15 protein-coding genes and 2 pseudogenes are annotated in these 18,887 nt (G+C 72.0%); 11 read left to right on the forward strand and 6 right to left on the reverse strand.

Features of this window, described 5'->3' with window-relative positions; genetic code table 11:
- Nucleotides 1–698: 698 nt before the first annotated feature.
- Nucleotides 699–965, reverse strand: a complete 267-nt coding sequence (locus tag ABEB06_RS02660; protein ID WP_345695131.1) for a histidine phosphatase family protein — start codon at nt 963–965, stop codon at nt 699–701.
- A 434-nt stretch (nt 966–1,399) separates the two neighbouring features.
- Between ABEB06_RS02660 and ABEB06_RS02665 the strand changes: the two genes are divergently transcribed.
- A protein-coding gene (locus ABEB06_RS02665) for an IS3 family transposase (RefSeq protein WP_345694688.1) occupies nt 1,400–2,589 on the forward strand; the annotation gives its coding sequence in 2 pieces (ribosomal slippage) (nt 1,400–1,664 and nt 1,664–2,589; 1,191 coding nt in all).
- Here the strand turns inward: ABEB06_RS02665 and ABEB06_RS02670 are convergent.
- Nucleotides 2,520–3,925, reverse strand: a pseudogene (locus ABEB06_RS02670) (IS1380 family transposase). The gene ABEB06_RS02665 and the pseudogene ABEB06_RS02670 sit on opposite strands and share 70 nt — an antisense overlap.
- 859 nt (nt 3,926–4,784) lie before the next feature.
- On the reverse strand, nt 4,785–5,510 hold the full coding sequence (locus ABEB06_RS02675; RefSeq protein WP_345695132.1) for a CBM20 domain-containing protein: 726 nt from the start codon (nt 5,508–5,510) through the stop codon (nt 4,785–4,787).
- Nucleotides 5,511–6,568: 1,058 nt separating this feature from the next.
- Here ABEB06_RS02675 and ABEB06_RS02680 point away from each other — a divergent pair.
- From ABEB06_RS02680 to ABEB06_RS02690, 3 genes are all read left to right on the forward strand, one after another.
- Nucleotides 6,569–6,859, forward strand: coding sequence for a WhiB family transcriptional regulator (locus tag ABEB06_RS02680; protein ID WP_345695133.1), 291 nt, complete (start codon nt 6,569–6,571; stop codon nt 6,857–6,859).
- A gap of 286 nt (nt 6,860–7,145) precedes the next feature.
- Nucleotides 7,146–7,454 (forward strand): WhiB family transcriptional regulator, encoded by a 309-nt coding sequence (locus ABEB06_RS02685; RefSeq protein WP_345701720.1) that lies wholly within the window; start codon nt 7,146–7,148, stop codon nt 7,452–7,454.
- 275 nt (nt 7,455–7,729) lie between these two features.
- Nucleotides 7,730–8,302 (forward strand): MFS transporter, encoded by a 573-nt coding sequence (locus tag ABEB06_RS02690; RefSeq protein WP_345695134.1) that lies wholly within the window; start codon nt 7,730–7,732, stop codon nt 8,300–8,302.
- A 238-nt stretch (nt 8,303–8,540) separates the two neighbouring features.
- On the opposite strand, the gene ABEB06_RS02695 is transcribed toward ABEB06_RS02690, so the two are convergent.
- A complete protein-coding gene (locus ABEB06_RS02695; RefSeq protein ID WP_345695135.1) occupies nt 8,541–8,990 on the reverse strand; it encodes an SRPBCC family protein in 450 nt (149 codons plus the stop codon).
- Between the two features lie 706 nt (nt 8,991–9,696).
- Here ABEB06_RS02695 and ABEB06_RS02700 point away from each other — a divergent pair.
- The 5 genes and pseudogenes from ABEB06_RS02700 to ABEB06_RS02720 all read left to right on the forward strand — a co-directional run bounded on the left by ABEB06_RS02700 (nt 9,697) and on the right by ABEB06_RS02720 (nt 12,897).
- The gene (locus ABEB06_RS02700) at nt 9,697–9,963 is read left to right on the forward strand and encodes a DUF4235 domain-containing protein (RefSeq protein WP_345695136.1); all 267 of its coding nucleotides are present in this window, start codon (nt 9,697–9,699) and stop codon (nt 9,961–9,963) included.
- Between the two features lie 13 nt (nt 9,964–9,976).
- A pseudogene (locus ABEB06_RS02705) lies at nt 9,977–10,339 on the forward strand (DUF6766 family protein); the annotation flags it as partial.
- Nucleotides 10,340–10,377: 38 nt separating this feature from the next.
- On the forward strand, nt 10,378–10,665 hold the full coding sequence (locus ABEB06_RS02710; protein ID WP_345695137.1) for a hypothetical protein: 288 nt from the start codon (nt 10,378–10,380) through the stop codon (nt 10,663–10,665).
- A 477-nt stretch (nt 10,666–11,142) separates the two neighbouring features.
- Entirely contained in the window at nt 11,143–11,493 is a 351-nt protein-coding gene (locus ABEB06_RS02715; RefSeq protein WP_345695138.1) for a PRC-barrel domain containing protein, read from the forward strand.
- A gap of 513 nt (nt 11,494–12,006) precedes the next feature.
- The gene (locus ABEB06_RS02720) at nt 12,007–12,897 is read left to right on the forward strand and encodes an RNA polymerase sigma factor SigF (RefSeq protein WP_345695139.1); all 891 of its coding nucleotides are present in this window, start codon (nt 12,007–12,009) and stop codon (nt 12,895–12,897) included.
- Between the two features lie 654 nt (nt 12,898–13,551).
- Here the strand turns inward: ABEB06_RS02720 and ABEB06_RS02725 are convergent.
- Both ABEB06_RS02725 and ABEB06_RS02730 read right to left on the reverse strand, forming a co-directional pair.
- A complete protein-coding gene (locus ABEB06_RS02725; RefSeq protein ID WP_345695140.1) occupies nt 13,552–14,856 on the reverse strand; it encodes an RNA polymerase sigma factor in 1,305 nt (434 codons plus the stop codon).
- Nucleotides 14,856–15,275, reverse strand: a complete 420-nt coding sequence (locus tag ABEB06_RS02730) for a YciI family protein (RefSeq protein WP_345695141.1) — start codon at nt 15,273–15,275, stop codon at nt 14,856–14,858. Before ABEB06_RS02730 ends, ABEB06_RS02725 begins: the two co-directional genes overlap by 1 nt.
- A gap of 288 nt (nt 15,276–15,563) precedes the next feature.
- Between ABEB06_RS02730 and ABEB06_RS02735 the strand changes: the two genes are divergently transcribed.
- Nucleotides 15,564–15,848 (forward strand): hypothetical protein, encoded by a 285-nt coding sequence (locus ABEB06_RS02735; protein ID WP_345695142.1) that lies wholly within the window; start codon nt 15,564–15,566, stop codon nt 15,846–15,848.
- A gap of 513 nt (nt 15,849–16,361) precedes the next feature.
- Entirely contained in the window at nt 16,362–18,281 is a 1,920-nt protein-coding gene (locus tag ABEB06_RS02740; RefSeq protein ID WP_345695143.1) for a hypothetical protein, read from the forward strand.
- The last annotated feature ends 606 nt before the right edge of the window (nt 18,282–18,887 follow it).

An 18,887-nucleotide genomic window follows, 5' to 3' on the forward strand; every position in this document is an offset into this window, starting at 1 on the left:
CTCTCCGCGCGGGGCCCTGTCCTCCGCGGGCGTTCACACCTCCGTGCCCGCGGTACGTGACGCCGTCCACCGTCGTCAGGCCGAGGGCGGGCATCGTCCGGTGCGGTGCCACCGGTCCTTCCGGACCGGCCCGGGTGGCGAGGGCCTGGATCTCGATGAGGTCGCCGATCGCGTCCGGGGTGACCGGTGATCCCAGCGGTGCGCGGAACAGGTTCAGCGGTCATCGACAACTGTCCGGTACCGCACGCCGGGCGGCCTCGAATCGGAAACGCCCGCACTTCCCACCTCGGGCTCTGTGACTCAGCAACGACCAGCCACAGAGCAACACCCCCCGAGTACCGGCTCCCGACTCCCAACGAGGCGTTCTGACCCAACGTCACGCCACAGGGCCGGCAGCCCCCCGTGCGCAGCGGGGACGCCGCGCCGTCGGCGCGCAGGCAGGGACGGCCGGCACTGAGGTGCCGCTGGCTGCCGTGGAGCAGTCAGCCGCATGCATCTGGTGAGCCCGGCGCCGAGGCCGCCGCATGGTGGCGCATGGTGGCGGGCTGACCCCGAGGAGGCGGTCGTCGCTCTGGTTCGCGAGCTGGTGGACGGCGGCGAACCGGCCGTGGACGGGTCCTCGACGAAGCTGTTGACACTGCCGTGCCGGCCGGGACGGTACGCGTGGAGGGCGGGGCGCGGTGTGGCAGGAGGACGGTTCAGTCGGGGTAGGCGTAGTGGTTGAGGGCATCGATGAGGTCCTCGACCAGGTCGCCGAACGGTGTGATCTCCCAGTCGGCGCCGAAGCCGCTCTCGGCCAGGAGAACGTCGGCGAGCTCGTCGGTCAGCTCCTGGGCGTCGTGCTCTCCCGGCGGTGTGACCGGGTCGAGGACCACGCCGCGCGCCTGGGCGGCGCGGCGCAACACGGCGAACTTCTCGTCGGAGCCGGTGAACCACGCAGGACGGCCCAGGTCCGGGGTGCTCATCGGCCCACCTCGGGAATCCAACCGCAGGCTTCGAGGTAGGTGATGTCAGTGACCTCGACGGCGCGGGCGATCGGATCGGTGGTGGGAGCCATGGCAGGACTCTAGCCTCGATCTTGCATGACGGCTCGTCAGCTTGGCTGGCGGGCCGTTTCTGCTTGTCCGGGCTGGGTTGTCTGTCTGTAGGCAGACCGAGGGCCCGGCTGTCGCGTCGGGTGGGCGCCGGGGTTCCACGGCTCCGGAAGCGGTCCGCTGCTCGTTGGGACGGGGATGTCGCTGGTCAGCCGGGGTTTGGCAGCGTGTGCAGGCAGGCGAACGCGCTGGTGATCACGTCGGTCCAGGGCCAGTGGCGGGCGAGGCGGTGAGCTGCTCTGGCTTTCCTGGAGTCCTTGATGTCTGGGTTTGTTACGATCCAGACGTAAGGAGAACCACGAGCAGTGCCAGCACCCCGTAAGTACCCCGATGAACTTCGTGAGCGCGCCGTGCGCGAGGTCCGCTCGACGGGTCGGCCCGTCGCTCACGTGGCCCGTGACCTGGGTATCCACAAGGAGGCCCTGCGGTCCTGGGTGCGCCAGGCCGAGGCCGACGCCGGAGAGCGCGACGATCGGCTCACGACCGCAGAGCAGGACGAGCTGAAGGAACTCCGCAAGGAAGTCGCCGAGTTGAGGCGGGCCAACGAGATCCTCAAGGCTGCCAGCGTGTTTTTTGCCCAGGAGATCGACCGTCCCCGGACGAGGCCGAGCAGGTGATCGACCACCTGCGCGACGGCTTTGGGGTCGATCCCGTATGCCGGGTGCTGGAGCTGTCGCCGTCGACGTACTTCGCGCGCAAGCAGCGGCCGAAATCGGCCCGCCGGCTCCGCGACGAGGAACTGATTCCGCTGGTCACAGCGGTGTGGGAGGACTCGGGCCGCACCTACGGGGTCCGCCGCATCACGCGGGCCCTGGTCCGCGCCGGCCACCAGGTCGCGCGGTGCACCGTCGAGCGGCTGATGCGCGAGCTCGGCATCGAGGGCGTGATCCGCGGGCAGCGGCGCCGCACCACCGTCCCGGAGCCGGCGGCACCTCGTCCGCCGGACCTGGTCAACCGCCACTTCGCCGCCCAGCGCCCGAACCAGCTGTGGCTGGCCGACCTGACCTACGTCCGTACCTGGTCGGGCTGGGTCTACGTGGCGTTCGTCCTGGACGCGTACTCCCGCCGGATCGTGGGCTGGCAGGCCGCCACCCACATGCGGACCGACCTGCCGCTGGACGCGTTGGAGATGGCGCTGTGGCGACAGAAGATCAAGAAGGGCGCCGGCTTGATTCATCACAGCGACCGCGGGTCGCAATACGTGTCCATTCGCTACACAGAGCGATTGTCCGAGGCCGGCGCCTCGGCGTCCGTGGGCTCCGTCGCAGACTCGTACGACAACGCGATGGCCGAGGCCCTGAACGGTACGTTCAAAGCCGAACTGATCGAGCATCAGGGACCATGGCGGGACTTCGACGAGGTTGAGCGGGCCGTCTTCCAGTGGGTCGCGTGGTACAACGGTGAACGACTCCACTCCGCCCTCGACTACATGCCACCCGACGAGTACGAACAGGCATACTGGGCGAGCCTGGACCAACACCCGCAAGTCGCTTGATCACACGATCGCGGACTCCACGAAAGCCGGGGCAGCTCACGGAGGTAGCTGCGGCGGCCGGTGGTGACGAGTTGGGCGGCGGCGGAGAACAGTCGCAGTCGCAGCCGCTTGGGCTCCCACCGGCGGGCGCGCCCGGTCAGGGCGAGCATGGGCATCCAGGCGAGCAAGTCCAGCGCCAGCTGGACGATCTCCAGCCAGACCTGGTTCTGGGCGGCGTCGTGGAGCGGCATGTTGCGCAGGCCTGTGTCGCGGGCGGCCCGGACGCGGTCCTCGGCGCGGGCCCGCTGGCGATGCCGTAGCTCCAGGCGCGTGATCGGCGTGTGTTTGGTGTTGGTGGCGAAGCAGGTCAGCCGCATGCCGTCGGCGTCGGTGAAGCGCAACTGGGCGCCTGGGTGCGGTCGTTCCTTGCGGACGATCAGCCGCATGCCGGTCGGCCAGCCGGTAAGGACGTCGCCGGCGAGTTCGGCGACCCAGGCGCCCTCGCGGATCTCGCCGCCAGGTTCGACGGCCGCGGTCCAGGCAGAGGTCGGGATCTTCAGCACGGCGGCGTGGATGGCGTCGGTGATGGTCATCCCCACCGAGTAGGACAGCCATCGCCCCCGTGCGGTCAGCCAGTTGAGGAAGTCGTACGTGCCGCCAGCGGAGTCGGTGCGGATCAGCGTCCGGCGGCCCCGCCGGTGCCTCTTCTGCAGCTGGGCCAGGGCCAGACGGGCGACCTCGATGTGGTCGGCGGCGGTGTTGCTGCCCGCATTCCCCGGCCGCAGCAGCCCGGCGACCGGCTCGCCGGATCCGCCCGGGCCGTGGTCGACGAACGCGAACAGCGGGTGATGGCCGAACGTCTTCTTCCAGGTCTTGGCGGCGTGCTCCTTCTCGGAGTGCGCGAGAACCAGCACGCCGTCGATGTCCACGATCACCTCGTCACCCACGTTCGGAGCCGCCTCGCCGGCCAGCCGCCAGGCCCGCTCTCGGACTTCGGCTCGTGCCCGCCGGATCACCGCCAGTGCACGGGGCCCGGCCGAAGCCAGGGTGTCGATCAGGCGCGAGACCGTCGGGTCGGAGGCCACCGGCCCGAACACGGCAGGCTCGGCCCGCAGCATCGCGACATCGGACAGGCAGTCCGCACCCAGGGCGACCGCGAGCGCGACGTCCAGGAGGATCTTGCCCGGGTCGTGGACCGTGCGAGCCTTGCGCCACGGCGCCAGCGCCGTCGATATCGCCGCGTCCAGCCCCGTCTTGCGGCCGTCTCGACCAGCAGCAGGGCGCCGGACTGCGAGACCACCCCTCGACCGGTGCCCTCGACCCGGACACGCGGGTACGACCCGATACGCTTACTCACCTGGGAAGTGCCTCCGACGGGCGCGGGAACAAGGGCCTAGACAATCCTCATTCTCGCTGGTCAGAGGCACTTTCTGCTTTCCTGACCACCCGTCGGACAACCTGTTCGGACGACTCGGCGCGGTTAGCAGCTCGGCGTCGACCACGTGAAGGTGACGAGGCAAACGACCCTGTCCGCACCCCGGGTCCCGTTCTTTACCGTGCGGGCGACCTCGTCGCTGCGAGCATAGGCGACCACGGGAGTCCCGTCGCGGGGCCCGGGTGGATGGCGACGTGCCGCTTCACCTGAGAAGTGCTTCCTTCCTCGCACCCGACAGGACCCTCGACAAGTCCCAATCTCGCTGGTCAGGGGCATGCCCGCAGCCGTGATCAAGACATGGAAAGCCCGGCTGGTGAAAGCCCGAGGCTAGAAGCCGACGCGGCACGGACGGGCGCCGGGGCTGTCCCGGCCGTGGGGGACCGCGAACCTTCGTACGGAACAGCTCGCGGAATCCGGGGAACATCGCAGCGACGTCGGCCGGCCCGTGGTCGAGCGATCGACCTCGACCATGGCCCCGCCACCCCGGTCTCCGGGCGCCTGCCGCACGCCGTCCAAGCGGCTGGCCACGGGCTCGGAGCTGTCGGCAGCGGGCGATCGCCGGCGCGCCGGGCGGCGGCAGCTCGGCGGCTGCGGGCAGGCCCGCCGCACGGTCGAGCAGGTCCGGCTCCAGGCCGATGACCTGCATGCTGATGCTGTGCGAGACCACCGGGTAGGCGGCGGCACCCGGGTTGCCATGCCACCTGTGCCGCGCGGGGCCGCCCAGCCGTGCGCCCCCGGGAGGGAGCGACGGCCCGGCGGCCCCGCGCGGCCCGGTCGGCGGCTACTTCCAGGTGTCGTTGATCGCCAGGAGGCCGCCCGACGGGGTGACCATGCCGCGGTTGGGGCCGCCCTCCCAGACGAGCGTGCCGTCCGGGTTCTTCTTCAGGTACTTGTACTGGACCGCCGTGTTGGGCGGCAGCGGGATGCTGCCCGTCCAGGTCGGGTAGCTGCCGGTGTCGGTGCCCAGCGCGACGGCCTTGGCCGGGTTCCAGCCGCCGAGTTCGGCGATGTCGCCCACCACGTAGACGTTCTGGCCGTAGGTGGTGGCCGCGTTGACGTGGAAGACCGTCCCGACGGTGGCGCCGTTCACCGTGTTCCAGCGGTCGCTGGTGGTCGCCGTGCCGACGGTCGGCACGTTCACCGTGCGGTTGGGGATGCTCTCCCACGTCACCGCGCCGTTCGCCGACCGGATCAGGTACTTGTACTGCGCCGTGGCACCGAGCGGGAGTTGGACGGTTGCGGTCCACCGCGGGTACGTCGCCGACGCGGTGGTCAGCGGCACGGCGGCGGCCGGGTTCCACGACCCCAGCTGCGCCACGCTGCCCGAGACCAGGACGGTGTCGCCGTACGCGGTGTTCGCGTCCACGTCGAAGGTCACCGCGGCGAAGGCGCTGGCCTGCGTGGTTGCGCCGGCCGGGACGGAAGTGGAGAACAGGCCTGCCGCCAGGGCTATGGCGAGCAGCAGTGGGCGCCACAGCCGGTGCAGGCGGGAAGAGGAGTACGACACGTTCGAGCCTCCTGTCGGGGACTGACACTGGTCGATCGGCGCGGGCTCCGGCGATCGGCTCCCGCGCCGCTCATCAGATCACGAAGTGAAGCCAACTTCCGGCGCGTGCCGTGCTCTTGCCTGCGATTCGGCCATGTCATGCAGGTGCCGATCGGAACATCCGTTCACCATGTGAAGTCGGGCTGCGACGATCACGCTGCGCTGACCAGCGGCTACGAACGGCTCTCACCAGCCCTCTCCCCTGCGTACATGTCGCCGCCACCCGGGTGGAACCGGCGACCGCCCGAGAGCCTTGCGCAAGATGGCGAAAAATCTTTCATTCAAGTCTTCATGGCTCTCCACTCCGGCGGCCGACAGCTGTTCGCGCCATCGGTCGCCACCGGGCCCTCGACGGAGGCAGCGGGGAAGGGCTTTGCCGGTGGTGTCCTCTTCGAAGGGCGCGAGTTCGAAGGGCGCGAGCCGCCACTGCGGCGTCCTCCCGGTTCGGCCACTGCCCCGCACCCCGCAGTGGCCGCCCACCTCGGGGTGGACCGTGGAAGAGATGAGGGGAACGGCGGGGTGCGGCCCGTGGCGGCAAGGGGGGACGCGCCGCCACGGGCCGGCTCCCACATGCCGCCCGGGAGGTCTTCTCACCCCGATCCGCGAGGCCAAACCACCCGGCCACAGGAGCCCGGCGAGAGCCGCGGCAACGAGCACCTCGACAGGCCGCGGCCCCCGACGGGCGGGACATGCCTGGCACGCATGGCGCCGTCGACCGTGAAGGAGGCCCTCCCCTGCCCTGATCCTGTCCGGTGCCGATTTCGCCGTCAGGGCCCCCGTGGTGGGTCGCCGTCCTCCTCCTGGCCGGCCGGCTGATCGGCTTCCTCGCCCGCTGCCGCCTCCACCCGCAGTCGCGGCCACTGGTACCGCTGGTGACACCCGACGCGCCACCACCCGCGAACACAGCCGGACCGGCACGCGGCAGGCATGGAATCGCACCCGGCGGTAAGGCGCAGTGCCGTGCGCGCCCGCCGGGCCCGATCCGGCGCGGTCGATGATCGTCGAGAGAGGGGTTGTTCATGGCGGTGACATCGCGTCTGCCGGAGCCGATCCACCAGGAGTGGGACTGGCAACTGCGCGCGGCATGCCGGGGCGTGGACGAGCGCCTGTTCTTCCACCCGTCCGGAGAACGCGGCCGCGCCCATGACGAACGCGAGGCGGCGGCCAAACGGATCTGCGCCCGGTGCCCGGTCCGCAAGCGCTGCCTGGACCACTCGCTCGCGGTGCGCGAACCCTACGGCGTGTGGGGCGGCGTCGGCGAGGACGAGCGCCTCGCCCTCCTCGGTCCCGTCACCCGCCGCGGCCGATAGGCCCGCCGAGCACCGTCCGGAACCGCCGTCCCCGCCGCACACCTGTGGCGGGGACGGGGCCGACGCTCACCGGAGACGCCGGCCGGGAGGCGCCGGCACTCACATGACCGGGGCGGGCAGCGAAGCCGCGCCTTGGGCGAGAGGCCACCCGGACGAGTTACCGCCCAGCCGGCTCTCCCTTACGGACCATCAGCGGATCGCCCTCACCTTTCGCTTCGCATATTCGCATGACCGTGCGCGTAACGGGCATCAGGCGATCAAGAATGACGAGAGGACAGGCAGCGAAGTGTCGGCACCGGACAACGACTGGAACCACCGTGCGGCATGCCGCTTCTCCAACCCGGACGATCTCTTCGTGGACGGAGCCGCCCAGAACCGGGCCAAGGCGGTCTGCGGCGGCTGTCCCGTGCGGACCGAGTGCCTCGCCCACGCCCTCGATCACCGCATCGAACACGGAATCTGGGGCGGGATGACCGAACGCGAGCGCCGCGCCCTGCTGCGCCGCCGCCCGACCGTGACCTCCTGGCGCACCCTGCTGGAAGCCGCACGAAACGAACACGAGGGCCACGCCCGCGCCATGGCCTGCACCGGCTGACCGCGACACCTCCTCGGCTTTCGTCCCTGCCACCCCGGGCAGGCGGTGTCCGGCCGGCGCGGTCCACGGCCCACCGGCTCAGCGCGGCGAACCGAGCACCCGCAGCACGCGCCCGGCGGTGACATCGGCAGGCTCGCCTTGCGAAGGAGGACGGCGCTGCGTCCGGGCACCGAGCACGATGTCTTCGTGCTCGGTGCCCGTGTGGCCGGCGGGCCGAGTACGACTCGGCCCGCTCCGGACCAGCGTCGGGTCCAGTCCCCCTTTGGCTCTGGGGCGTGATCGCCATCTGGATGGTCTTCGCCGTCCTGTCCTGGGGGCCGCAACTCTCCGTCGCCGCCGGAGTGGTGGTTCCAGAACACGGCGCCACCGCCTTCGGCCTGCTCAACTGCGCCCTCGGCGCCGGCATCGTGGTCGGCGGCCTGCTCGCCATCCGCTGGAAACCCGCCCACCCGCTCGCCGCCGGCGCGGCCGCCATGCTCGCCTACCCGCTCTACCCCCTGGGCATCGTCCTCGGCCTCCCCCTCTGGGCGCTCGCCGCCGCCCAACTCGCCGTCGGCGCCGGGATCGGCCTCTGGGGCGTCATGTGGGCCACCACCGTCCAGACCCACGTCCCCGGCGAAGTCCTCAACCGCGTCCACGCCTACGAGGTCGCCGGCTCCGTCGGCCTGTACCCCCTTGGCAGCGCCCTCGCCGGCCCCGCCACCCATGCCTTCGGCACCGACGCGGTCCTCCTCACCGGCGCCGCCGTCGCACTCCTCACCGCCACCACCCTCCTCGCCACCCGCCCAGTCCGCACCCTCCCCCGGGCGGAACCGGACAGCCGGCCGGCTGTCTCCCCGGCACGGTGAATGCGGCGACCTTCCACCCCGACCTCGGCGACAAGCCTTGCCCGGACCGCCAGGCACGCGCACCACTGACGTGCCGTACGTCCCGACGAACCCACGGACATCTGTGAAGCACGAACCGGTCAGGCCCACTTGCCTCACGTGTCTTACGGCTTCTGAGCGCCCCGGACAAACGCCGCCGAGGCGGCCGAACGCGACGCCCCCGCCGCGGTACGGCGGCGGGGGCGCGGGGGACGCGGTGTCAGAGGGTGCCGCGGTAGCCGCCGGTGGAGGTGCCGCGCTCCTCGATGAAGTGCTTGAACCGCTTGAGGTCGCCCTTCACCTGCCGGTCGAGCATGCCCATCATGTCGGCGGCCTTCTCGGCCATGCCGTCGGGCTGGAAGTCCATCTCCATCATGACCCGGGTGTGGGTGGCGTCGATCGGCTCGAAGCTCACCATCCCGGTCTGCTTGACGTCGCCGCCGACGGTGCGCCAGGCGACGTGGTCGTCCGGAACCTGGTCGACGATCTCGGTGTCGAACTCCCGGCTGACACCGGCGATCTTCGTCTTCCAGTGGTTGTGCCGGTCGTCGGTCTGGGTGATCTCCTCCACGCCGTCCATGAACTTCGGGAAGTCCTCGAACTGCGTCCACTGGTTGTACGCGGTGCTGATCGGCACGTTGACGTCGATCGATTCCTGCACCTTGCTCATGACTGCACTCACCTTCGAGTCGATGGATCGGACGGGCATCGCATGCCCCGGCTCGCAGCCGGTATGCCCGGCTCCTACCGATTCGGCCCCATGCCCGGCCGGACGGCAACCAGCCGAGCCCATTCGAGCCCGTCCGCAGCGCGTCCGACTCCCGGGCAGGAGGGCAGGTCCGCGATGGCAGTGCACGCAGGTCTTCGCTCCGCTGCATGCCCGGGCGGCCGCCGCGACGTCACGACCCGTCGGCGGCGCAGGCGCAGCGCTGGAGCGGGTGCCGGGTGCGGGCCCGTGCCGCGGCGTCTGCCCGAAGGGACCCGTCCCACGGGTGAGTGACTGCCGACGGTGGCGCGCCGCCGCTGGTCGGCGACGGCGCCCGTACGCATCGCGGTGGGATGGAGGCCCGCGGCGGTGCGTGGCGACAGCGGCTCGGGGTAGGCGGATCGGCGGAACTGGAAGGAGTGTTGACATCATGACCGTCGTTTCCACGGCACCAGGACCGCTGCCGCCCGCCCCGCCTCTGTCGGGCCGGCCACCGTCGCGGCCGGCGCGGATCCTGACCGACCTGCCCCCCTGGCCGGGGATGCGAGGCGCCGCCGATCAGGATCAGCGGCCGGAGGTCGGGAACGTGATTGGCAAGCGTCGTGACGCGCATCGTTGAGTCCTGCTCGATCCACACCTGTCGGTCACGCTGCGGCGGTCCACCCGGGAGATGATGATGGTCAAGATCCTCTACAAGCCGCTCGGACTGCTGTTCGGCGTGCTCGGCGGCGCCGTCGCGGGGGCGGTGTTCAAGCGGTTGTGGGCCCTGCTGGGCCATCAGGACGAAGCGCCCAAGGCCACCGACCAGGACCGCACCTGGGGAGAAGTGCTGCTCGCCGCCGCCCTGCAAGGAGCGGTCTTCGCCCTCGTGAAGGCGGCGATCGACCGCGGTGGCGCGGCCGGGACCCGTCGGCTGACCGGCACCTGGCCCGACTGACGTGGGCTCACTCGTTCGGCCGCACGCCGGGAACGACTCCCCCGCATGGGCCCGCGCGGCCGGGCTGCGCCGCACCGTGTACTCGCGCTCGCTGGGCCTGGTGATGGCCGCGTTCTTCCTCGGCTCCTGGTTCGCCCAGTCCGTCGCCGGCGTGTCGGCGTTCAACGCCGAGCGGCTGCGCGACCTGCAGGCACCGTTCACGTGGGGGGACTACGTGTCCTCCGCGGACTTCTGGAACCGCACCCTGCAGAACTGGCAGTCCGAACTCCTCGCCGTCGCCTCCATGGCGATCCTCTCCGTCTACCTGCGCCAGCGCGGCTCCCCCGAGTCCAAACCCGTCGGCGCGGCCCACACCTCCACCGGCGTCGAAGGCTGACGCCACCGGGGACCTGGGGGCACGGGAGGACGGAGGGGGTGAACATCACCGAGCCGGCTCTGTTGGTCGGCATCCTCGCACCTCCCGGGCGTCCGGAGCGGCTGCTGGTCCGGCTCGCCGACGGCCGTCAGGAGGTCACGGCCCGCCTCGACGAGGCCGACGCCCGCGCGGTCGCCGCGAAGGTGAACCTGCGAGCGGAACACTCCCCGGCCTCCGTCACCCATGACATCCATGGCATCCAGGACGGTCTGCCCATCCGGGTCACCCGCACCCGCCACTTGGCCACCGACACCGGACACCTCACCTTCACCGGCCTCGCCACCTGACCCCGTGTGGGCAGCCGGCGCCGGCCCCACGGCGCTGCGGCACGTGGCAGAACAGGAGGGCGCGGCGGGCTCGGACGGGCGGCCGCCGTCAGCCTGACCGTGATGCCCGCCGGGTAACGCAGAGCACCCCCCGTCGAGGCCGGAGTCCGCCCCGCGTCTTCCCGCCCGAGAACGGGCCACTCCCCGTGCCCGTACCGTGCCGGCTCGTCTTCGCGCAGCCCGTGCCCCAGGGCGGGGACGGAGGCAGGACAGCGTCGACCTGGGTGACGGTCAGGATGTGGCGCGCGGGCGGCCGTGCCGGATTTGCGGCGGAGCGCCCGTCCGTCCCTGCTCGGAGCCGGGCTCTCGGTAACCCCTCCGCCCGTGGCGGAGCGCGAATTCGGCCTGTCCCGGGATCCGCGGACATGACCTCGCGCAAGCGGGGCAGTCGAGGCTGCGTCGGAAGAACGCAAGCCGAATTCACGCGAGGAGGCAGTTGTGAGCAGCGGGCTGTGGGGTTACGGAGGCGCCGAGGGCTATGCGGCGGGTACGGACCTGACGGGGTTCCGGGTCGAGGCCACGGACGGGCACATCGGCAAGGTCGACAAGCACACCGAGGACGTCGACACCGCTCATATCGTGGTGGACACCGGCCCGTGGATCTTCGGCCGCGAGGTGCTGCTCCCGGCCGGCACCATCACTCGCGTCGATGTCGCGGAGAAGACGGTGTGGGTCGACCGCACCCAGGACGAGGTGAAGAACTCTCCGGAGTTCGACAGGAACGAGCACACCGGCGACCGCGAGTACTACGAGCGCCTGGACGGCTACTACAGCGGCAGCGTTCTCTGACCCGGGCGGCCACCGGGCGGGCCCCGCACCACGGGCGTGGTGCGGGGCCCGCTGGCGTGAGCACCGACCGGTCCGGGCGGTGGCGGGCTCGGGCCGGTGTGGGCCGGATGGGGGGCATCGTTCGCGGGCCACGGGAGTAGGTGGCAGCGTCGTAGGCGGTACCCGCTGCCAGGACCTTCCCCGCTCGGCGGAGGGGCTCCCGGCGAAGACGCGGTGCCGCCCGGCACGGTGCCCCGCCCTCTGGAAGTCGACACGGCTCGGTTCCCCGCTCGTCGTTTTGGTGAGTTCCTTCTGGACTGCCGCGTCTTCCGGAGCGCAACTCACCTGACCGCCGGTCGGGGCGCCTTGCTGGGGCCCGTTTGCTCGGCACTCGGTGGTTGTCCCATTTCGGCGAGTCCAGTGCGCGCCCTTGCCCCGGGGAGGCCTGCACCGAACCTCCACACCATCGGGAGGAGCACGAACTACATGCGGGGTAGCCGGGTACGGACCGCACTGCGGAGGGAAAGGATCGACATGGCCGTGACCAGTGACGAACTCCTCGTGGACGACCGCGCGCACAACGATGTGGAGGTGACGACGCCGCACAGGTCCTTCGAGGCGGTTGCGGAGCTGGACGGGGCGGGACAGCTGCGGAAGGTCGCCCCCGCCGACGCACGGGAGCTGAGCCGGGTGTTGCTGGTCCGGCTCGCTTCGCTGGAGGAGGGCACCCACGAGTACTCCTACGTTCGCGGCACGCTGGTGGAGCTGAACCTGTCACTGGTCCGCTTCGTGCTGCGCCGGTTCAGCGCGCACCGCGAGAGCATGGAGGACCTGGTGCAGGTCGGCGCGATCGGCCTGATCAAGGCGATCGACCGGTTCGACCCCGGGCGGGGGGTGGAGTTCACTACTTTCGCCATCCCCACCATCGTGGGTGAGATCCGCCGCCACTTCCGCGACACCACCTGGGCCGTCCACGTCCCGCGCCGCCTGCAGGAGCTCCGGCTGACCCTGGCCAGGGCTCGGGACACGCTCTCCCACGAACTGGACCGGGCGCCGACGGTGGCCGAACTCGCCGAGCACGTGGGAATGGAGCAGGAAGAGGTCGTCGAGGGCCTGGCCGCGGCGAACGCGCGCAGCGCCGACTCCCTGGACCTGCCGGCCGGTGATGACGACGAAGGGCCGGGTGATCTCGCCGGCCGGGCCGGGGGGACGGACGAGCGGTTCGCCCTGGTCGAAGACCTGGTCTCGCTCCAGCCGCTGGTCGCCGCCCTCGCGGAGCGCGACCGGTTGATCCTGTCGATGCGCTTCACCCAGGAGATGACGCAGTCGCAGATCGGCGAGCGCCTGGGGGTGTCTCAGATGCAGGTCTCCCGCCTGCTGTCCCGCATCCTCACGCAGCTTCGGCAGGGCCTGGAAGCAGCCTGACCTTCGCCCGGGTGGGGCGGCCACCGCCCGATGCCCGCCCCACCCGGGGTCTGTCCCACGACTCCGTCGGGTCCAGTCGACGACGGCCGGCGCGGGTCGGCCTGCGGCGGGAGCCCCGTGCGGTGGGGGATCCCGCCGCTGCTGGGTGTCGTCGCCCCGGCCATAGCCGCCTCTCTGGCGCTGCTCCGGAACCGCTCATCCGGATAGGCCGGTTGAACGATGCCGTCGGTGTCGAACGCGAAGTCGTCGGCGGAGAATCCACCGTAGGGGCCGCCGTTGAAGCAGTCCGCGAGGGCCTGGCCGACAACCTGCCGTACCTTGTCCTCGTCCTCGGCAACGGCGACGGCCAGGGCGGCGGCCTGCTCGCCCGTCAGGTTCAGGTGGATACCGCGGGCCCGCACCCGCGACCGACCCCGGATCCCGAAGCTCACGGCGCGGCCGACCCGGGCCGCCTCGCGCTGCAGCCACCGGGCGTCGTCCCCGCCGCCCCGCCCCGACCACCGACCCAACCCGGAATGCCGAGATGCCGCTATGAGCTGACAGGCCGAGCAACACCTCAGTGGTGGCCCACAGACCACTCGTCTGTGGGCCACCTCCAGCAATCCCGGCGTCCGTGCCAGTCGGCTGCGGGTGCGGCTGTCCGTATCGGGCGCATCAGTCCAGGTCGGCCAGCTTGCGCAGCAGCACGGCCCTCTCGGGAGCGTTGTTGCACAGGCGGGCGGCCAGTTCCAGCTCGGTGCGGGCCTCGGCACCGCGGCCGAGGCGGAGCAGCAGTTCGCCGCGCACGCTCGGGAGCAGGTGCGAGCCCGACAGGCGGCCCGAGGCGAGCAGGTCGTCGACCAGGGTCAGTGCCTCGTGCGGTCCGCTCGCCATCGCGACGGCCACGGCCCGGTTGAGCTCGACGACGGGTGAGGGGGCCACCCGGCCGAGTGCCTCGTAGAGGAGCACGATGCGCTCCCAGTCGGTCTCGGCCACGGAGGGCGCCGCCGCGTGGCACGCGGCGATCGCGGCTTGCAGACCGTACGGGCCCAGGCCCCGCCCGAGGGCCGCGGCCCGGCCGAGCGCGGCCAGGCCGCGGCGGATCGCCGAGCGGTCCCACAGCCGGCGGTCCTGGTCCTCCAGCAGCACCGCCTCGCCGTCCGGCCCGGTGCGCGCCGGGAAGCGTGCGGCGGTGAGCTCGAACAGGGCGAGCAGGCCGTGGGGCTCCGGTTCGGCGGGCAGCAGCGCGACCACGGTCCGGGCGAGTCGTACGGCCTCGTAGGCGACGTCGGGGCGCAGCAGGTCGTCGCCGGTGGTCGCGGTCGAACCCTCGGTGAAGATGACGTACAGGACGCTCAGGACAGCGCCGAGCCGTGCCGGCCGCTCCTCGGCCGGCGGCAGTTCGAAGGGGACGCGGGCGGCGGTGATGGTCTTCTTGGCCCGGGTGATCCGCGCCTGCACGGTCGGTGTGGGCACGAGGAAGGCCCGGGCGATCTCCTCGCTGGACAGGCCGGCCACCACGCGCAGGGTGAGGGCGACCCTGGCCTCGGGCGAGAGGACCGGGTGGCAGGCGGTGAACATCAGGGCGAGGACGTCGTCGTCGACCCGGTCGGGGTCCCACGGCAGCTCCTGCGGAGCCGTCGGCACGGCCGACGCCCCGGCGGTGAAACCGCCGTCGGACAGCTCCGCCCCGAGCACCGCGTAGCGCTCCCCGAGTGCCGAGGCACGGCGGAAGGCGTCGATGGCCCGCCGCCGCCCGGTCGCCAGGAGCCAGCCCACCGGGTCGTTCGGTGTGCCGTCCCGCGTCCAGGCGACGAGTGCCTCCGCGACCGCTTCCTGGGCGACGTCCTCGGCGAGTGCGAAGTCCCCGGTGTAGCGGGTCAGGGCGGCGACGATCCGCGCGGACTCGATCCGCCAGACGGCCTCGACGGCCCGCCGCGCCGCCTCGGCGACCGGCGGGCCGTCGACTGCTTCCGGCATCAGAGCTGGCCGGTCCGCTCGCGCCACGCCCGCTCCTTGACGATCCACTCGTTGTCCTGCGGGAACTCCTCGATGCCGGGCACCCGGCGGACCTCGCACTTCGAGCCGGGGAACGCCGGCAGGCGCTTCGCCCACTCGACGGCCTCCTCCTTGGAGGCGACGTCGATCAGGTAGAAGCCACCGAACAGCTCCTTCGTCTCACCGTAGGGCCCGTCGGTGACCACCGGCGTCTCGCCGGCGAAGTCGACCACCACGCCCTGCGACGGGTCGTCCAGGCCCTCCGCGGCCACGAGCACCCCCGCCCGGATCAGCTCCTCGTTGAAGCGGCCCACCGTCTCCAGCATCTCCTCGAACGGCGTGGACATCATCTTCGCCATCGACTCGTCCGTGCCACGCATGATCAGCATGTACTTCGCCATGGTCTGCCTCCTTCATCAGGGATCGTCTCTCGACCCTCTCAGCCCAAGGTCGAACGGCGCAGCCATGGATCGACACGGCGGAAGAAAAACTTTTCGGGCCCTCGCGCCGTTCGGTGTCGGCAGGAGGCCGGGACACGGCACCGGCCCTTGGCGAGGGACGGCTCCGGCAGCGTGATCGATCCCCGGCGAACGGCGTGACCGGGCGGGCTGAAGCAGTCGGCCCCGGTCGGCAGGCCAAGGCCGACCCGCCCGGCCGGGGCGTCCATCCGTTCGGGTACGGTTCGGCGGATGAAGATGCTGAGATGGGTGTCGTTGGCGACGGTGTCGATGATCGCGACCCTCGTCGTGCTGCGATTCGGGTTCGACCTCGACCCGCACATGACGGCGTACATCTCGACCGGTGTCGGAATGGCCCTGATCTTCGGCCGTCAGGCGGTTGTGACGAGGCGGCAGCTCCGGGAGCAGGCCGGGCAGCTCGCGCGGCTCGAGCCGGTGGAGTGGACGGCTGACGGGCACCAGGCAGTCACCGAGCCGGTGCCCGGTCCCACCGCCGCACCCGGTGACACCCGGTGAGGACTGCACGCCCGAGTACGCGAGAGAGGGTGGCAGCAGGGGGCGAGGACTGCGCGTAGGCGGCCGGACATCGCTCCGCCGCCGTCCCCGAGCCCGCACTGACGGCCTTCGACGCCCCTGCCCACGGGAACCGCCGCACCTCGCAGCGCATCCTTCTCCGCAAGGTCGTACGTCAACCAGTCAGGGGTGGATGTGTCAGGAACACTACGGCGGGCTGACGAAGGAGCTGGTGGCCGAACTGCACGGCCTGGCCGCCCGGCTGCTGGCCGGTCCGCTGGCCTGACGGCTCCCTCGCCCGGCCGGCGACGCGGAAGCTCCGGGGCGCGACAGAGCCCGGTCGTCCGGACAGCGGACCCGCTCCCATGAGCATCCAGTAGGTCCTGTCCGCTTGACCGAACCGGGCCTCGGCGGCCGCCCCGCCGGGCCGCGCGCCAGCACTTCCTCGGGCCTCTGGCCTGCACGAACGTCCACCCCGGCACCCGGCCGTCGGCACCGGCCTGCCATCATCTCCGCATGCTTCCCGCACCACCGCTCCCTGCCGCCCCGCCGTTCACCCCCGCCGCCGCGGAGCAGTGGCGGGCGACGCGCGTGTGGCGCCGCTGGGAGACCCGCTGGCTCGCCCTGCTCCCGGTGGCCGTCGCGCTGCTGGCGATGGTGTCGGACACCTCCTGTCCCGCCCCGACCGCCTGCGCCGACGTCCCCCGGTGGCCGGGCGTCCTCGCAGCCTCCCTGCTGGTCGCCGAGTTCTTCGTCCTGCTCGCCAGGCCGCGGAACCTCTGGGCCGTACCCGCCGTCACCGGCGCCCTGGTCTGGCTGGTCCCGGACGGCCTGCCCAACCAGCTCACCTCCGCGGTCTCTCTGCTGGCCCACGGCCTGCTGGCGGCAGTCCTCGGACGGGTGGAGCTCGGCCGCCGCCGAGCCCGGGCCCGGGCGGAGGCCCTGATGGGACCGCCGCTCCCGTACCCGTGGACGGCCGCAGGTGCCGCCGCGTCGCCGATCACCGTGCGGACGCCATGGATCCGACGGGCGCTGGGCGCCCTGCTGCTGACCGCCACCGCCGTCCTCGCGGTGCTCGGCGCCGTCGACCGGAACGACACCGAGGCCCGCATCGCCGCCGCGACCCGGGTCCAGGCCACGGTGGTCGCCGCGGGCCCGGACGACCTGACGGTCCGCTTCCCGTTGCCCGGGAGCAGGCGACCGACCTCCGTCCAGCTCGACAACCAGTGGGACGACACCCCGAAGCCCGGCGACCCGCTGGTCGTCCTGGCCGACGAGCACGGCTTCGTCCGGATCGCCGGCGACACCTTCGATCCGAGCGGCTGGGCCGCCGGCGCCACCGCCTCGGGCACGCTCGGCATCCTGCTGCTCGCCTCCGCCGCGCGCTCGGTCCGCCGCCGACGGGCCCTCACCGAGGCCGGGGCACCCGCACTCGCCGTCCAGGTCACGCTGGACGGCCACGGCTCCCCCTCGGTCCACCCGGTCGGCGAGCACTCCGGCGCGCCCGCCCTGTGGCGGCTGCAGGTCCGCGAGAGCTGCAGCTGGACAGCGACCGACGACAACGGCCCGGCCTGGCTGCACGAGGACACCCGGAGCGAGAAGTCCGGCTACGCGGACGAGTTCGAGCCGTACGGCGTCGACGAGGCCGCCCGCATCCTGGAGCAGGCCGCCCAGCCCGTCCCGGGGCTGCTCTACCAGGGCCCGGACGGCACCTCGGCCCAGGTCCTGGTCTACCGCCCGCCGACCCCCGGCGCCGACTGGGTCGCGGACATCGCCGACGAACGCCCCCTGCCCCACCGGCGCCTGCGCCGCAAGCCCGGACGCCTGGAGCAGGAACTGGCCGTCCCCGCCCTCGCGGCCAAGACCCTCGCCGCCGTCCCGGACCTCCCCGACGCGCCACGCGATCCGGCCCGCGTGTTCGGAATGCCCGCCGCCTTCCGCATGGCCGCCGGCCCGCTCACCGCGGCGCTTCTGGCCGGGCTCGTCGTCCTGTCGAGCCCCGACACCTTCACCGGTGGCGTGCTCCGCCCGCTCTTCTTCGGCACCGCAGCGTTCATCTGGACCGTCTCCGCCCTCGGCTGGCAGATCGCCGTCGACCACGACGGCGTGTCCACCACCGGGGCGCTGCGACACCAGCGGATCCCCTGGGCCCGGGTCAAGGCCGCCGCCGTGCACCGCGGCAGCCTGGTCATCAAGCTCGCCGACAGCCAGGAGATCAGGTGCGGCAGCCTGCCCGGCCGTCTGCTCCACCGCCACCTCGGCGGCCCCTCCTCCCCCACCGAAGCCGCCGAGACCATCACCCTCCTCGCCCACCGCCCTGCCCGCCGCCCACTCGCAACCCCCGCCCTCCCCCCGATCGACCGCACCCACCTGCTCGTCAACCGGCTCTCACTCGCGGCGTTCCTGACCTTCAGCCTCGCCCACTACCTCCTCTGAGCACCCAGCCGTGCCCGGGGTGTCTTCGGACGGGCAGACCCTTGGATCACGGCCGGCCGGCCAGCCCCGGCCTCCCACCCAGAGCGGGGAGAAGATCATGGGGCGTCCCAGCTGCGATGGCGCCGGATCAGCGCGGCGTTGGGCGCCCGGCACGATCGACCGGACAGGGCCCGGCTCGCACCGGGCTGAAACGCCTGGTCCAGCCGCGAACCGGTGCTCTGGCCTGACGCGGTAGCCCCAGGTAACGGCCGCTCACCCCGCCAGGACCGTATCCGTTCGTCATGAAGCCTGGCGACAACCACCACGATGACGATCCGGCCCAGGGCAGGTGCTGGCCGACCCGTCGGAAAGGCCGTCAACGAGCGGCCAGCAGCGAGAAAACGGGTGGTGAGCCTCACCTCGGAACTCCGTCGGCCTGACTCCCCCTTTCGAAGTTCCTCGCGCAGGAGCTGCCGGAGGTCACCGAACTCGCAGCCCGGTAGGGCCGCTGGGCCGAGCAGCTGTGCAAGCCGGTCCGGCCCTGCACCTGCGGTGAGGTCGACTGGCCCATGCGGGGCCACACCATCGACCACCGGATCGGCGTCAGCCTGGGCAACCCCTACGGTC

The sequence above is a fragment of the Kitasatospora terrestris genome, from assembly GCF_039542905.1.
GTDB classification, from domain to species: Bacteria; Actinomycetota; Actinomycetes; order Streptomycetales; family Streptomycetaceae; genus Kitasatospora; species Kitasatospora terrestris.

Bases quoted from the DNA above. Each gene is read 5' to 3' on its own strand.
- ABEB06_RS02660 (WP_345695131.1), bottom strand. From the start codon at position 965: ATGAGCACCCCGGACCTGGGCCGTCCTGCGTGGTTCACCGGCTCCGAC.
- ABEB06_RS02680 (WP_345695133.1), top strand. From the start codon at position 6,569: ATGGCGGTGACATCGCGTCTGCCGGAGCCGATCCACCAGGAGTGGGAC.
- ABEB06_RS02695 (WP_345695135.1), bottom strand. From the start codon at position 8,990: ATGAGCAAGGTGCAGGAATCGATCGACGTCAACGTGCCGATCAGCACC.
- ABEB06_RS02700 (WP_345695136.1), top strand. From the start codon at position 9,697: ATGATGATGGTCAAGATCCTCTACAAGCCGCTCGGACTGCTGTTCGGC.
- ABEB06_RS02720 (WP_345695139.1), top strand. From the start codon at position 12,007: ATGGCCGTGACCAGTGACGAACTCCTCGTGGACGACCGCGCGCACAAC.
- ABEB06_RS02725 (WP_345695140.1), bottom strand. From the start codon at position 14,856: ATGCCGGAAGCAGTCGACGGCCCGCCGGTCGCCGAGGCGGCGCGGCGG.
- ABEB06_RS02730 (WP_345695141.1), bottom strand. From the start codon at position 15,275: ATGGCGAAGTACATGCTGATCATGCGTGGCACGGACGAGTCGATGGCG.
- ABEB06_RS02735 (WP_345695142.1), top strand. From the start codon at position 15,564: ATGAAGATGCTGAGATGGGTGTCGTTGGCGACGGTGTCGATGATCGCG.
- ABEB06_RS02740 (WP_345695143.1), top strand. From the start codon at position 16,362: ATGCTTCCCGCACCACCGCTCCCTGCCGCCCCGCCGTTCACCCCCGCC.